The following is a 14408-nucleotide window of genomic DNA, read 5'->3' on the forward strand; positions in this document are numbered from 1 at the left end:
TGTGCATTTCATGCCGCAAGTATATCAAACACCTGTCGCTTTACTAATGAAAAAGTTAGTAGGCCTGAATGCGTGCCTTGACGGCATCACTTTGAATGTCTTGACGCGAAATCTCCTGATTCTCTTCGCGGCAGTAATGTCGGCATTTCAAGTCCCAGATGATGTCGGTAGCTGTCGGCAAACCCGCACTACGTGAAGTGCCCGCGCCAAGAAACCATGCGTAGTTTTGCGGGCGTTGACAGAAAGCAGCCGTTAGTTGAGATTGAGTAATCAAATTTATCGTCCGATATCACGAGCCTCACGAAGTGCCCTATTGAAGAAATGGCGCGTTGCCTTATCCCGCGCCTCCGCATCGGTCAGCACGATATTTTTCATTTCGTTGTCCCGCTGGAACATGCGAATTGCACCTTGGAAGAAGGCATCACGAAACGCTGCATAGACCACATCGGGCGGGTTGTTGCGCAGCATCTCCGTCATGTCTTCGTTCATGATATCGCGGTTTACCTGCTCGAACCGGATCATGTCGGCTTCTGAAAAATCTGTACCATGACGGTCATTAAATGCCCGCACAATTTCCGATAATTCCTTCTTTTCGTCCTCTGTGTACGGCTTCGCGCCGAATTCGCTGATCGCATTTAGTGCCTCCGTGTCGCCAGCGGCTAGGGAGGCGCTGCCTCGTTCCTTCTCGACCACTTTAAAGGCCTGGAGGCGAAGCATATCTTCGGTGATTTCGATTTCTGGCGGCACTTCCCGATTTGGTAGAAGCCGGGAGAGCCAGTTTCCATAGACGGCTAGCTTTTCGAGGCTTGTATCATCAAGCTGCATGACCTGGGCGATGAAGCTGTAGAACCGGCTATAGCTTTTCAAGAGCTGCCGGAACTCCTCTTGCCGCCCTTCATCGTCATCAGCTTCGAAGCGGGCGACGGCCTGCTTCACAAGACCTTCAAGTTGCGCCCGATCCGCACCGCTCAAAATCCCTTTGAAATAGGTTTGGGAAAAACGCTCGATCTCGTCCTTATCGAGATAACCGAAGCGGTAGAGTCGTCCTTCCAGGTCATAGACCATGTTCGGGTCTGACATTGCCTCGATTGTGGTCGCCTCATAATAAGGCTTGAACGCAGTCTGGATATCTTCGATTGTATTTTGAAAATCGAGGATGAAGGTCTCATTCTTTCCGGCACGGGTACGGTTCAGGCGCGAAAGCGTCTGTACCGCCTGAAGTCCGGCCAGTTTGCGGTCTACATACATCGCACAGAGCTTCGGCTGGTCGAAGCCTGTTTGATATTTCTCGGCAACGATAAGAATTTGATAGGTTTCGGGGTACGGCGTCCCGTCTGGTTTAAAGCCATCGAAGCGCCCAGGAAGCTCCGTTTCCGAGAAGTCATTGAGATCCGCTTCCGTGTAAGTCTCACCGTCCAGCTCCAGTTCGCCCGAGAAGGCAACAAGGGTCTTCAAGTCAGCATAACCTTGTTCTCGGATGTACTTCTTTATCCCGAAATAATAGCGTAGCGCATGCTCGCGGCTTTGGGTAACGATCATCGCCTTCTCTTGCCCATTCAACATTCCCATGACATGGCGACGGAAATGCTCGACGATGATTTCTACCTTCTGGCCGATCGCGGTGGCGTGAAGATTCGCATAGCGGGCCACTTTACGCTGGCCGCGTCGGCCGCTCAGTTCGGGGTCATCCTCGATGGTTTTCTCGAGCTGGTAGTAGGCTTTATAGGTCATGTAGTTCTGGAGTACGTCCAGAATGAATTTTTCTTCGATGGCCTGGCGCATCGAATAGAGGTGGAACGGGTGGGGTAGCCCATCCGTCCCCATCACACCAAATCGTTCCAGCGTCACGTTGCGAGGTGTCGCGGTGAAGGCAAAGAAACTGATATTCGATTGTGGCCCGCGCGCTCTCTGGTATTCCGCGATCAGGTCTTCGATATCGTCGCTCGATGTGGCCTCGCGCGTGAGAGCGTCTGTCATGGCCTGGGCGCTTTTGCCCGATTGGCTCGAATGCGCTTCGTCGATGATAACAGCGAAGTTCCGCTTGCCCTGCCCGGAGAGCGCTTTCAGGTGATCGGTCGAAAACTTCTGGATTGTCGTGACGATGATCCGCGCACCCTTGGCAATCGCGTCCTTGAGCTGACGTGATGTGCCGTCGATTTTCTTGACCACGCCCTGTGTCTGCTCGAACTGCGATACCGTGTTCTGGAGCTGCCGGTCAAGCACAATGCGATCGGTCACAATGATAGCGGTATGAAAAACCTGTGAATCGTCATCGTCATGTAGGTTAATCGCATGGTGGGCCAGCCAGCCAATGGTGTTGGATTTTCCCGAACCTGCCGAGTGCTGGACGAGGTAGCTCTTACCCGCACCATTTATTTTCGCATCCGCCATGATCGTGCGAACCGCATCGAGCTGCTGGAAACGCGGAAAAATCATCACTTCATTCTTGCCGCTCACCTCCAGTGTCATGAACTGGCCGATCACATCGATCAGCACGGCGCGTGAAAAGATCGCTTGCCCCCAATCACCATCGCCGTAGAGGTATGCAATTCGATGCTCGCCCGGAATATCGGGGTTGCCCGCACCACCATCACGTCCGCGATTGAACGGCAAGAAGCGTGTCTTGCCGTTTTGTAGGCGCGTTGTCATCGACACGTTATCCTCGTCGATAGCGAAATGGACGAGCGCGCCGCGCTTGAAGGTTAGCAAAGGCTCACCGGCGGGTGAGCGATCTGAGCGGTATTGCTTTTCCGCGTGCTTGAAATTTGTGCCGGTCAGAAGATTTTTGGCTTCTATCGTCGCAATGGGAAGGCCGTTGAGGAACAGAACGACATCGATCCGATTGCCATTTTTCTGACTATAGGCGACCTCATCCATCACGCTGAGGATGTTCGCCTCATATTCCTGCATCCTCTTCTGCTCCAGTCCGCTTGCAGGACGGAAATAGCAAAGCGTAAACGGGATGCCGGGAACAATCTTGATTCCCTTACGGAGTACGTCAAGCAGGCCGCGATCCTTCAGCGCCTTGTCGAGCTGCTTGAACAGCACATCCTCTGCGGAGTTCTTGTAATGCTGCTCCAGCTTTTCCCAGGCTTCGATCTGCGTCGATTTTAGAAAGCGAATGACAAGCTCGCGGTCTATCGCTAAAGATTTGTCGAAATGGATCTCGCCTGCGTAAGCGTTACTATTCTCTGACCCGACGCGGCGAAGATAGCCTTGCGTTTTTACCAGATTCTTGACCAGGTGTTCCTGTAGAACGTTTTCTTTATGGACATTGGAGGCAGCGTGTTTTGTCATGCCTGTACTTTCCCTTCTCCGCACGCAATCATCGCAATAGTCCCAACGAGGGCAATATTGAGTGCGGTCATGGCTGACTGTAAATGGTGCAAATTGACATGGAATTCGCCATCGATAGGCTGGTCAGCCTTGACGGCTTTGTCATAATTCACGTTGTAGCGGAAGGCGGTTGAGTTAGGGTCTATTGCTCCCAGTTCCTTCATCCGAGTGATGATCCAATCGGGGCAGTCCGCGTCGAATTCATTTTTTACGAAAGCCCGATACTCTTCCGCCAAAGTATCGAGACTGTGGGTTTTCGCCGTGCCCTGCATGATCGCTTTGAGAAAAAGTTCGATCGAGTGTCGATAAAGGTAAAGGACTGGATTGGCGACATCGCAGTCTGCCACGTCTTGATGCTTGATACATTCAGTAAGATGATAAGCGGCATCGTAGTATTGCTGGCCGAGGTGCTGAAAGCGCTGATTGGCACTCCCGCCGACCAGGAAGCCTAGTGGCTCCGACCACTGATCCGGCCGCTCTATCGCGGCGGTCGGTTCTTCAAACAAGGGACGATGCATCTGCTCTTGACTGAAACCTGTCACGCACGCGCCTCCCGGAGAGATTCATCCTCTTCAATCTGATCGAGACGGCGGTCAGTCTGGCCTTGCTTGCCCCATGTCTGCACATCAATCTGGCCGGTGACAGCGGCGGTGATTAAGGCGGCGCGGAGTTCGTAGAGAACGTTGAGCGAATTGTTGGTTTTTTGATTAAGTAATTCAAGGGTTGCGATTTGCCTCTTAGTTGCTGTTAAAATTGAGCGCATTTCCTCGTTCGGAGGAATTGCAACCGGAAATTCGGATAAATTGGATTTCGATATCGATGCTAGATTAGTGCTTTGATTGCTATAAAAGTAGAAAAAATCACGAGCATACTGAGCGTTCGTCGCAAGTGAAATCCACTCAGCCTGTTCAGACTTGAATGGTTTCACTACAAAGACGTGGTTCTGATTCAAGCAAGGTTCGAATGGTGCATGCCACACCGCACCTCTACCAAGTTTATCGTTATCGCCTCCCTCATTCATAAGAATGTCGCCAGACTTCAAGCTGTACCGGCCAATTTCCGTGTCCGTTGCCGCAACTTCTGCAACATCTGATAAATCGACCCAACCTGCTTGCACATTTGCAACTCGAAGATACGGCACCAGTCGAGTGACGGTTGCCTCTGGAATAGTTCTGCCGAGTGTTAGTCCCCCTCGAATTCTGCCGAGGTGCTTCAGTCGTGTCACCACCCAGCCCACAGGAACACGCGGTAAGAAGCGAGACGATGATTCTACCGCTTCTTTTTGTTCTGGCAGTCCAACCGTTACAGCCTTAGAAATGACGGAAGTTCTCCGTTCGGAAAGGATCGCAACTAACCGTTGCTTCTTCTCGATCAGTTGATCGATGCGGGCGGTTTCGTGGTCGAGAAAATCCGCGATGGCCTTTTGGGTGTCTCGCGGTGGCAAAATAATCGGAATCGAGTTCCAATCATCTGTCTTTATCTGAAACGAATTGGGTCGAATGCCGTACAGATATCGAAGATAGATTTTTAGATAATATTGCGAGCGGAGAAGATGGTGAGAAAAGCGCTTGTCCAACTCCTTTGAGATATCATAGACCGCATATGCGGGACTAACGTGTCCTAGATGGTTAGAGACTCCCAGCCCGAGGTGGTTAAGCCACATCGTATTGACGGCGAGTTGGCCAGGACGCACAACTTTGTAGGTCTGTAGCTCCTCGTCAGTTCTACGTTGCTCTTCATGTTCGTAATCCTTGGGGACCACCCCACGATATTCGGACACAGAAAGCATATCCCCTACCGGAGTTTCTCCGTTCCGCTCCTTGCTCTCGCGGAATAAAAATCGAAAGCGTCGGACATCCCATCCACTGGGCAGGGGTGGGATTTCGTTATGTTCGATAAGTCGGACGCGCGCTTCTCCTGCGTCTAGGGGCGTAGTCATGCCGCCACCTCCTTCAGGAGCTCGGCGATCTCGACTTCAAGCGCTTTCAGCTCTGCGTCGATTTCTTTGAGCGGGCGCGGCGGAACGTACTGATAGAAATAGCGGTTAAAGTTGATCTCATAGCCAACACGACCAATCTTCTTGTCGCGCGTGTCGGTGTGGCTTTCGTCTACCCAGGCGTCGGGCACAAAAGGCTTTACCTCTCGTTCCACATAGTCCTGCCAGTCTTCATTTAGGGGCACAAGCTCATGGTCGCGCAGGTCGGTATCAGCTTCGGGATTTCCACTCTTGTCTTTGCAGATTTCGGCGTCATCGTCACGTTCGGATAGCGCGGAGAGAATCGCCTTTTTTATGGGAGCGCCAATCTTGACCTCGGCTGCCTTGAGCGCCTTGGACATGGCTTTCTCGAAAGTATCGCGTGCCATGAAGAGTTGATCGCCAGTGGCGCGGAGCGCGGCCTCGATATCGGCCTTTTCATCGTCAGCCAGTTTTGCAAAAGGCTTCTGATCGTGAAGACGTGCCAGTCGCTCGTCTGAGACTTGAAAATTCAAACGTAGCGGACGCTCGACGCGGATTTCGCGGTAGCCGAAGTCAGTTGTGTCGAAGATTTTCGATACATCAGACTCGCCGCTCCCACCGTTCAGGAATTCGGCATAGAGGCGCACGATTTCGGCGCGGGACTCGTCCGGGATTTCCCGGCGCTTGCTGCCGAGCGACTTGCGCATGGGTTTCCAAAATCGCTCGCCGGATGCGTCGATGAGTTGGACCTTGCCCCTACGATTTTTGGGTTTCCGGTTGGTCAGCAGCCAGACATAGGTCTGGATGCCGGTATTGTAGAAAAGATCGGTCGGCAAGGCGACAATGGCTTCGACCCAGTCATTTTCCAGCATCCAGCGGCGGATTTCGCTCTCGCCGGACTGAGCCCCTCCCGTGAAAAGCGGCGAGCCGTTCATGACGATGCCGATGCGCGAGCCGTCCTCGTCGTCGCGCATCTTGGAAATCATGTGCTGGAGGAAGAGAAGCTGCCCATCGGATATACGCGGCGTACCCGCACCGAAGCGGCCTTCAAAGCCCATATTCTCCGCTTCGGCCTTGATCGGATCCTGATATTTCTTCCAGTCCACGCCGTATGGAGGATTGGAGAGCATGTAGTGGAACTTCTTCCCTGCATGCGCGTCTTGGGTAAGCGTGTTGCCGAAGGCGATTTGCTCGGGATCGTGGCCGGTGACCAGCATGTCGGATTTACAGATACCGAAGGATTCGTCGTTCAGCTCCTGGCCGAACAACTCGACACGGATATTGCTGTTGAAGTCCTTCAGCGCTTCTTCAGTGAGCGCCAGCATGCCGCCGGTTCCACAGGCGGGGTCGTAGACCTGACGAATTATTCCGCGCCCTGAGAGCTTTGTGTCGTCATTTGCGATCAGAAGATCGACGATCAGCCGGATCACCTCGCGCGGGGTAAAGTGTTCGCCGGCAGTCTCGTTCGACATCTCGGAGAAGCGACGGATTAACTCCTCGAACATGTAGCCCATCTCAAGATTGCTAACCTTGCCGGGGTGCAGGTCGATCTCACAAAAGCGCTCGAAGACGTTCCACAGTATGCCACCGTCTTTCAGACGCTTTAGCTGATCTGTGAAGCGGAACTTGTCAAGGAATATGTCGCGGACATTCGGCGAGAACTTCGTGATGTAGTCGATCAGGTTCTGGTGGAGCTGGCCGGGATCCTGGCCCTTCAGGCTGTCGAAGGTGAAACGTGAGAGATTGTAGACCTTCACATTGCCGCCGACTGCCCCGAATAGGATCATGTCGCGGGTTGCGTCATCCGCGCTTTCAGGGAGTGATTTTTCGGCTTCGAGGACGGCTTGCTTGCTGTCTTCCAAGAGGCAGTCGAGGCGGCGTAGTACAACGAACGGCAGCATGACCTTGCCGTATTCGGATTGCTTGAAGTCGCCGCGAAGAATTTCCGCGACTGACCAGACGAACGAGCTTAAGCTGTGAACCTTGGAGGATGCCCCCGACACTGTGTTCTCCTATTCTTTAAAGCGATCTAGTTTACAAGAGACTTTCCTGTATAACTTTTGCCAAACTCTTTCCTAACGGTCGATCGTAGCCTGTTTTGTCAGTGGTATAGGGCTTGATAGGCGCTCGTATTCCTCAACTGATATGACCACGACCACAGGTCGTCCGTGTTTCTCGATTGCTACAGGCTGTGCCCGTGCAGTATCGAGAAGTAGGCCGAAGCTATTCTTTGCTTCCTTGGCGGACATAGATTTCATTTTGATCCCCAATGAGCCATTTCAGCTATTTTGGCTACAACAGTCCCTTCATGCAAGGGTTGAATCGGATGTACTTTCATCACCTAAAGGCATGTGGAGAGATTTAGCATTCTCTTACGGGCATGTTGCTGGTTGGATAGCGTTGGCCTCTGGCAAGTTCTGTCAAAAACTTCGTGAATGGAACGATCTCCTGGTCGACACTGGCAGATTCGAGGGCGCGCATATAGTCGTCCCGCTTTTCGACCGGAATGACTCTCCAAGGGTAGCCCCCGGAGGCCATCATCGCGTTCATCAGGAATCGGCCTATACGGCCGTTGCCATCCATGTACGGATGGATATAGACGAATATGAAATGCCCAAGCACGACCCGTACCTGGGCGGCAGTTTCCTCTTCGAGAAGTTCGAAGAAAGCGGGCATCAGGTCTCTTACGGCCTCTGTGTTGGGCGGCACATGCATCGATTTTCTGATATAGACGGGGCCGTTTCTGTAGCCGGCGAGGTCGGATGGTTTCAGGATGCCTGCTGCTACGCTCGGAGCAAAGAGTTCCCTGTACCAGGTGCCATGATCCTTTTGGGCGATGAGGCCGGGATTTTCGCCTCCGAGTATCTTTTCTATGCTGCCTTCGACGGCCTGGAAGGCCTGCCAGTAGCCGCGGGCTGCGAGGGCGTTGCGGTGGTTTCGGTCGTGTTCGTCGCCATCGGGATTCCAGGAGCCCGCTTTTACCCGCTCAATCAGCTCGCGGCTGACCTGATACCCCTCGATTGAGAGTGAGTGGTAGGCATCGGACGTGTAGATATCTTCTACCTGCTTTAGATAGGCAGCCTTGTTCTCGGGCAGGCCCGGCGGTTCCGGGAAGTGATCCAGGACAGGGGCGCGCATGGTTTCCCAGAGCAGCCGGATGCGGCTGACATAGGGGGAAGGCTCCCTTTTGCTGAAGGCCATGGGGCTGGGTGTGGAGAAGGGATCGCTTTCTCTGACGGTATAACCCGCTGCTTTCATGGTTTGTAGAATGTCATCGGCGATGTTTTCCCGGCCTATGTTACGAAATGCCCCGGCCAGGCGACCGGCAATGGTGCTGTGACCGCCGTCCAGGAGACGCGCCAAAAGGTCGGAGGCGTCGCCTGTCAGGGACAGCGCGGTTCGTATATCAGTCGGATTTTGGCGATAGATGCCAGGCGCGCATGCGATCAGGGCCGCAGGAAGCGTATAGACGCGCTGTCCTTCGGCTTTCATCATGTCCCCGGGAGGGGGAAGTTCGGCCTGGATGTCGAGCAGGGAGGTTCCGTGAGGCAGGGTGATCAGATTATTACTGGGCTTCTTCGTTCTGACGAGAAGCTGCTTTGGAACCGTCCAGTTTCCGGCGTGAAGGGCGATTGACTGCTCCGGTGACAGGCACCAGTCGTCGCCAAAGCGCGAGTCCAGGTAAGAGGTACAGAACTGCCAGAAAGAAGCATACCAGGCCGTGCTGTCACCAGCCTTATCGTCCGGACGGCAGGGTATATACCAGCCTTTAATGACTTCCTGGAGGAAGCCATTGCGGAGCAGACGCTCGCGGTGGGTTCGCGTCAGGTCTTTCGAGCGTATGGCCACCTGGCCGCGATCCTGAAGGTTTTTGAGAACCGAAAGCGATTCCGCCAGTTTTTCGGAAGGTGTGGCCATGGGGTATTACTCGTTTTTTGTGTTGCGCGGTTGCTAGTTTATTATGCTTTACCATGGTTAGTAAAATATGTCGAGCCATTATTAGTTTATCGTGCGATTAATGAGGCGGTGAAGAAGCAAACGACTTTAAGAAATCAATTAATGTGAAAAGCGATAACGATCTGTGAAAAACGGTGACGATTCGGGGTTCTCGTGAATTTTGATGACAATTGGAGCGGGAGCCATTGGTTACGACAGCTATGGCGTACAAATTGCTTTATATTGTGTTAATGAATATTGATAGGCACAATATATAGTGTATTATGGAGATTCCTAACCAAGAGAACTTCGGCAGATGACGACAAATCCTCCAAAAGGTGACGGCAGGCGCATCGGTGCTGTTCGGCTGCGGTCACAAACCCAAACGCCGTCCGATCATTACGTCAAGCGTAACGACCGGTGCCGACCGGTTCATGGATGTCAAAACCAGCGAAAAAACGCCCTTTAAGGGGGTTCGCAAGGAGAGGCGTTAGACATTATCTCCGTATAGTCTAGTTTCTTGCAAAGGTGGCGTATGGTGGAAAATGTAAAGCGGCAACATATCAAATCAGGTGTTGAGCGCGAGCTGTGGGCGCGAGCTGCCGGGCGCTGTCAGTTCAGCGCCTGCAATGAGATCCTTTACCGTTCTTCGGTAACGCAGGAAGCGGTACACCGGTCGCAGAAAGCGCATATATGGTCAGTTTCCAAAGACGGCCCCAGGGGGCAGGGGCCGTACGCCGACGACGATGCGGACATCAACGAGATCGGCAACCTCATGCTGGTATGTCATGGATGCCATACAAAAATCGATCAGGACAAAAAGGGCGATAAGTATAGCGCCGATCTTTTGCAGAGATGGAAACATGAGCATGAACAGCGCATTGAAATTGTTACCGGCATCCATCCTGATAAAAAGTCCCACCTCATCTTCTACGGCGCGAATATCGGCTCCGAAAAATCGCCCATTGGGTACAATGCCTGCGTTCAGGCCATGTTTCCGGCGTGGTATCCGGCAAGGGAGCGGCCGATCACTGTATCGATGGCCTGGGAATTAACGGATTCTAGCCGCGAGTTCTGGCAGGCCGAGCGTCGGCATCTCCTGAAAGTTTATGAAGCTCAGATTGAGCCGGTCATCAAGGAGGATGAGTGCAAGCACTTCTCCATCTTCGCTCTCGCGCCGCAGCCGCTGCTGATCTATCTTGGGGCGCTCCTGACCGACAAGATCGACGTTGAAACCTACCAGCCTCACCGGGAGCCCAAAGGTTGGTACTGGGCCGAGGGGCCGGATGACTTCGCGTATGTCATCAATAGTCCGGCTGATTTTGGCGGTGAGCCTGTGCTGCTTTTATCGCTGTCCGATCACGTTGCCCGCGACCGGGTTCACCGGATTCTCGGGGACAGGGTCAGTATCTGGGAACTCACCGTAGACAGCCCCCACAATGATTTCCTTCAGGCAAAAGAGCAGCTTTCCCAGTTTCGGAAGGCCATCCGGAGACTAATGGTGGAGATCAAACACAATCACGGGAATCAAACGCCGCTTCACATCTTCCCGGTAATGCCAGTGGCCTGCGCCATAGAGCTGGGCAGGGCGAGGATGCCCAAGGCTGAAATGCCCTGGATTATCTATGACCACAACATCAAGGAAAAAGAGTTTACACAATCCATCGTTATCGAAGGTGATAGCCATGCCGAACCGAAGTAACGCCGTACTGGAAAAAATCCTGGATCAGGTCGATCTGCCTGAGAGTGCCTATGAAACAGCCGAAAGACGCTACGAAGATCTCGGGAGCTGGCTTCACCGTCCCGAATCCGCCTGCTCAGGCTTTGATCCGCAAGTGACCCCCCAGGGATCATTCAGGCTGGGCACCGCCATCAGGCCGGAGGATGATGAGGAATATGATCTCGATATGGGCTGCATCCTGCGGCAGGGCCTCAATAAGACCAATATCACCCAGAAGGATTTGAAGGAGCTGCTGGGCGGCGACCTGGAGGCCTACCGGAACGCTCGAAACATCAAGGAAGAGCTGGACGAGAAAGATCGCTGCTGGCGGCTGGTATACGCAGATGATATGAATTTCCATTTGGATGTGGTGCCCAGTATCCCGGAGTCGGATTTTGCCCGCTCCCGCCTGAGAAAGCGGATGGTAGAAGCCAGCCAGCTGGATGAGGGGATTGCGCAGTCGGTATCGGCGCTGGCGCTGTCCATTACGGACAGGACAGACGAAAACTATGCTGTAGTCTCTGATCGCTGGCGTATCAGCAACCCCGAAGGTTACGCCAAATGGTTTGAATCGCGGATGAGGTTGGCGCAGCAGTATCTTGCTGAAAGGGAAATGGTGGTTAAAGCCAGTATTGACGATCTTCCTTACTATCGCTGGAAAACTCCCCTCCAGCACTGCATTCAGCTTCTGAAGCGCCACCGGGACACCATGTTCAAAGACAAGGACGACAATAAGCCCATATCCGTGATAATTACGACCCTGGCGGCCCGTGCCTATAACGGGGAAAGTGACCTTGCAGAGGCTCTTGCCAATATACTGGGCCGGATGGATCGGTTCATTAACGCCTCCGTGGCGAGGGTGCCCAATCCGGTGAACCCCGACGAGGATTTTGCCGATAAATGGTATTCCTCTGAACATGCGCACCTGGAGCTGGAGGAGAATTTCCATCTCTGGCTCACGCAGGCAAGAGCCCATTTCCGGGCGCTGCTTTCCAGGGACAACAGCCAAGCTATCATCGAAGCCGCTGATGCCGGCCTGGATATTAATCTTGACCGATCCGCCGTTGAGCTTGCGCTTGGACTGTCCGCCGCCGTCGCCAAGCCAGCCACGGCGATTGAGCCATCAAATGCGCGGCCCTGGCATAGATCGTAAATGCAAAAATGGTTGGATCTGGGCCTGAACGATTTTCTAGCCTCAAACCCGAGGATGAGGTTGATTAAGCTCAATGAAAGCACCGTCGTCGTTGAAGGTCGGTACGCATTTCATGCCAAGATGGAAGGTTACCCGGCGATCCGGGAAGAATTTACCATCAGGATCGAAATTCCCGGTAATTACCCCAGAGAAATCCCGAAAGTCCATGAGACAGAAGGACGCATAAAAAGAGATCGCGATTTTCACACTTACGCTGATGGGTCGTTTTGCCTAGGATCGGAGCTGAGGTTAAAGGCACTGATTGCCGCAAATCCACGCATACCCGATTTTGTAGAACGCGTTATTGATCACTTCCTTTACGGCGTCTGTTACAAACAAGAGCATGGCCGCGTTCCTTATGGTGAGCTGGATCATGGGGAGGACGGACTCATTGATGATTATCAGTCTATATTTCAAGTTAGGGGAAAGAAGGCCGTCTTGGGTGTTTTGAGCGCGCTTGCCAGGCGAAAGCGGGTTGCTAATAAACTCCCGTGCCCTTGTGGCTGTGGTTTCAGGCTCGGAAGATGTAGCTTCAGATTTAAATTGGTTCCCTGGCGAACGATTACGAGACGACGATGGTTCAGGGTTCACCTTCGAAATGATTTCACGGCTATACCTCGCCCTGAGCCCGGAACGCGTAAGAAGGGGCGAAAACGCAAGATCAGGCGAAAAAATGATTAGGTAAGGTTTTCTATCCCCTGTATTTGTATAGTCTGGATATACAAAATAGAAAAAATACAAACCCTATAGGGCAATTGAATGTGGCTTCGAAGGCAAAGAAGGAGTACAAATACCTGATAAATGGACGGCTTGAGGATGTTCTCGCGCTGATCCAGCTCGTCGCGCTTGACGCAGCTTCGCATCGCAGTGAGCAGGGGCTTCTAGCAGAATTGCCGGAGTGGCCAGATTCAGCTGAAAGCTGGACGCAGCTTGCGAAAGAACATCAGGAATTCTTCTGGGTCGTCGAGGGGCGGAATCACCCGATCTCCCTTGTCACGCGCCATGTGTCGGAGGAGGCTGGCACCCAGCGGCCGCCATTGTCTCCCGAGCATACGAAGGCGCTTCTGAATGCGTCCATTGAGCTGCATGACCGGCAGACTCGCAGAAGCCAGAGGTGGACAGTCCTGATACCGATATGGATGGCCGTTATCGGTGGGTTGCTTGCGCTGTTGAAAGAGCTGGTTAGCTAACAGTTTTCTGATATATTTATCGGACGCACCCTGACGGGCCGGGCTCTCGTTCACCGAACCTCTGTTGTGCGGACACTACACAGAGTTTCGGCCATTCGGCTTCGATCCCTTGCGCGGGCTTAGGGGCCAGCCCCTGCGGCGCACTTCATGAAAAATAAGACGGTCTCCCGTGGCTCCGTGCGTCTCGCGGGTTCACCGCTTGTGCGCCCGCCGTCGATTTTTCCTTCCGTTTGCACACCCCGTTCTCGGCGAAGGCCAGGGTTGTATGTGCAACCATTTTTACGGAAGGAGAACGAAAATGGAATTTGACCAAATTATCTGCGGTGAGGCCGTGGAGACGCTGAAGACTTTTGAGGCAGGCTGCGTTGATCTCGTGGTAACGGATCCGCCGTATCTTTGCAGCTATCGAGACCGGCAGGGCCGGACGCTTGCCGGGGACAGTGACCCGGCAATGGTGCTACCAGTCTATGATGAGCTGTTCCGCGTCCTGAAACAGAACAGCTACTGTATTACCTTCTATGGCTGGAATAATATCGCCGGGTTTTCCGGTGCGTGGGCGGCGGCGGGATTCCGAACGGTCGGGCATTTTGTCTGGCCCAAGCCTTATGCTTCCAAATCAGGCTTTGCCAGATACTGCCATGAATCCGCCTTTTTGCTGGCGAAGGGCCGCCCGAGGCAGCCCGCCCGGCCAATCAGTGATGTTCAGCGCTGGGAGTTCAGTGGCAATAAGGCGCATCCGACCGAAAAAGCGGTCAGTGTCATTGCGCCGCTGATAAAGTCCTACTCGGAACCGGGCGATGCTGTTCTCGACCCTTTTTCAGGTTCAGGCAGCACTGCCGTTGCGGCCGCGCTCACCGGACGGCGCTATCTCGGTATCGAGATCGAGGAAAAATACTGCGTCCATGCCCGCAGCCGTCTTGCCGGCGTCGCACGGAGGACGGGCGGAGCGATAGCCGCATAGCGCCCCGCCGGTCGGCTTCTGCCTAGATGGATCAGAAGCCGACCGGCTTTTTTATTTGGCTCCTCGTCACTCTGAGTGGAATTAGACCACATGCTGGGGCATCCTACCGCGCACCG

Annotated in this window: 11 protein-coding genes; 5 read left to right on the forward strand and 6 right to left on the reverse strand. The window is 53.5% G+C overall.

Annotated features, from left to right (window positions below; all coding sequences use genetic code 11):
* Positions 1-196 (forward strand): hypothetical protein (locus ACYVGS_RS00005; RefSeq protein WP_460586574.1); only part of this gene is annotated, 196 nt, incomplete at its 5' end.
* A gap of 80 nt (positions 197-276) precedes the next feature.
* On the opposite strand, the gene ACYVGS_RS00010 is transcribed toward ACYVGS_RS00005, so the two are convergent.
* The 6 genes from ACYVGS_RS00010 to ACYVGS_RS00035 form a co-directional block, all read right to left on the reverse strand.
* Complete coding sequence (locus ACYVGS_RS00010; RefSeq protein ID WP_460586575.1) at positions 277-3297, reverse strand: type I restriction endonuclease subunit R; 3021 nt, start codon at positions 3295-3297, stop codon at positions 277-279.
* Positions 3294-3878, reverse strand: coding sequence for a hypothetical protein (locus tag ACYVGS_RS00015; RefSeq protein WP_460586576.1), 585 nt, complete (start codon positions 3876-3878; stop codon positions 3294-3296). Before ACYVGS_RS00015 ends, ACYVGS_RS00010 begins: the two co-directional genes overlap by 4 nt.
* Positions 3875-5275: a restriction endonuclease subunit S gene (locus ACYVGS_RS00020; RefSeq protein ID WP_460586577.1), complete on the reverse strand. Its 1401-nt coding sequence runs from the start codon at positions 5273-5275 to the stop codon at positions 3875-3877. Before ACYVGS_RS00020 ends, ACYVGS_RS00015 begins: the two co-directional genes overlap by 4 nt.
* Complete coding sequence (locus ACYVGS_RS00025) at positions 5272-7296, reverse strand: type I restriction-modification system subunit M (protein WP_460586578.1); 2025 nt, start codon at positions 7294-7296, stop codon at positions 5272-5274. Before ACYVGS_RS00025 ends, ACYVGS_RS00020 begins: the two co-directional genes overlap by 4 nt.
* Positions 7297-7368: 72 nt before the next feature.
* On the reverse strand, positions 7369-7551 hold the full coding sequence (locus tag ACYVGS_RS00030) for a type II toxin-antitoxin system Phd/YefM family antitoxin (RefSeq protein WP_460586579.1): 183 nt from the start codon (positions 7549-7551) through the stop codon (positions 7369-7371).
* Positions 7552-7654: 103 nt separating this feature from the next.
* Positions 7655-9211 (reverse strand): Fic family protein, encoded by a 1557-nt coding sequence (locus tag ACYVGS_RS00035; protein ID WP_460586580.1) that lies wholly within the window; start codon positions 9209-9211, stop codon positions 7655-7657.
* A 553-nt stretch (positions 9212-9764) separates the two neighbouring features.
* Here ACYVGS_RS00035 and ACYVGS_RS00040 point away from each other — a divergent pair.
* The 4 genes from ACYVGS_RS00040 to ACYVGS_RS00055 all read left to right on the forward strand — a co-directional run bounded on the left by ACYVGS_RS00040 (position 9765) and on the right by ACYVGS_RS00055 (position 14292).
* Complete coding sequence (locus ACYVGS_RS00040; protein WP_460586581.1) at positions 9765-10931, forward strand: SAVED domain-containing protein; 1167 nt, start codon at positions 9765-9767, stop codon at positions 10929-10931.
* Positions 10915-12102, forward strand: a complete 1188-nt coding sequence (locus tag ACYVGS_RS00045; protein WP_460586582.1) for a nucleotidyltransferase domain-containing protein — start codon at positions 10915-10917, stop codon at positions 12100-12102. Before ACYVGS_RS00040 ends, ACYVGS_RS00045 begins: the two co-directional genes overlap by 17 nt.
* Positions 12103-12902: 800 nt before the next feature.
* Complete coding sequence (locus ACYVGS_RS00050) at positions 12903-13331, forward strand: hypothetical protein (RefSeq protein ID WP_460586583.1); 429 nt, start codon at positions 12903-12905, stop codon at positions 13329-13331.
* Between the two features lie 298 nt (positions 13332-13629).
* Positions 13630-14292: a class I SAM-dependent methyltransferase gene (locus ACYVGS_RS00055; protein ID WP_460586584.1), complete on the forward strand. Its 663-nt coding sequence runs from the start codon at positions 13630-13632 to the stop codon at positions 14290-14292.
* The last annotated feature ends 116 nt before the right edge of the window (positions 14293-14408 follow it).

This window comes from Haliea atlantica (assembly GCF_054779855.1).

Coding starts and splice junctions, on each gene's coding strand:
- ACYVGS_RS00010 (WP_460586575.1), bottom strand. CDS start 3,297: ATGACAAAACACGCTGCCTCCAATGTCCATAAAGAAAACGTTCTACAG.
- ACYVGS_RS00020 (WP_460586577.1), bottom strand. CDS start 5,275: ATGACTACGCCCCTAGACGCAGGAGAAGCGCGCGTCCGACTTATCGAA.
- ACYVGS_RS00030 (WP_460586579.1), bottom strand. CDS start 7,551: ATGAAATCTATGTCCGCCAAGGAAGCAAAGAATAGCTTCGGCCTACTT.
- ACYVGS_RS00035 (WP_460586580.1), bottom strand. CDS start 9,211: ATGGCCACACCTTCCGAAAAACTGGCGGAATCGCTTTCGGTTCTCAAA.
- ACYVGS_RS00040 (WP_460586581.1), top strand. CDS start 9,765: ATGGTGGAAAATGTAAAGCGGCAACATATCAAATCAGGTGTTGAGCGC.
- ACYVGS_RS00045 (WP_460586582.1), top strand. CDS start 10,915: ATGCCGAACCGAAGTAACGCCGTACTGGAAAAAATCCTGGATCAGGTC.
- ACYVGS_RS00055 (WP_460586584.1), top strand. CDS start 13,630: ATGGAATTTGACCAAATTATCTGCGGTGAGGCCGTGGAGACGCTGAAG.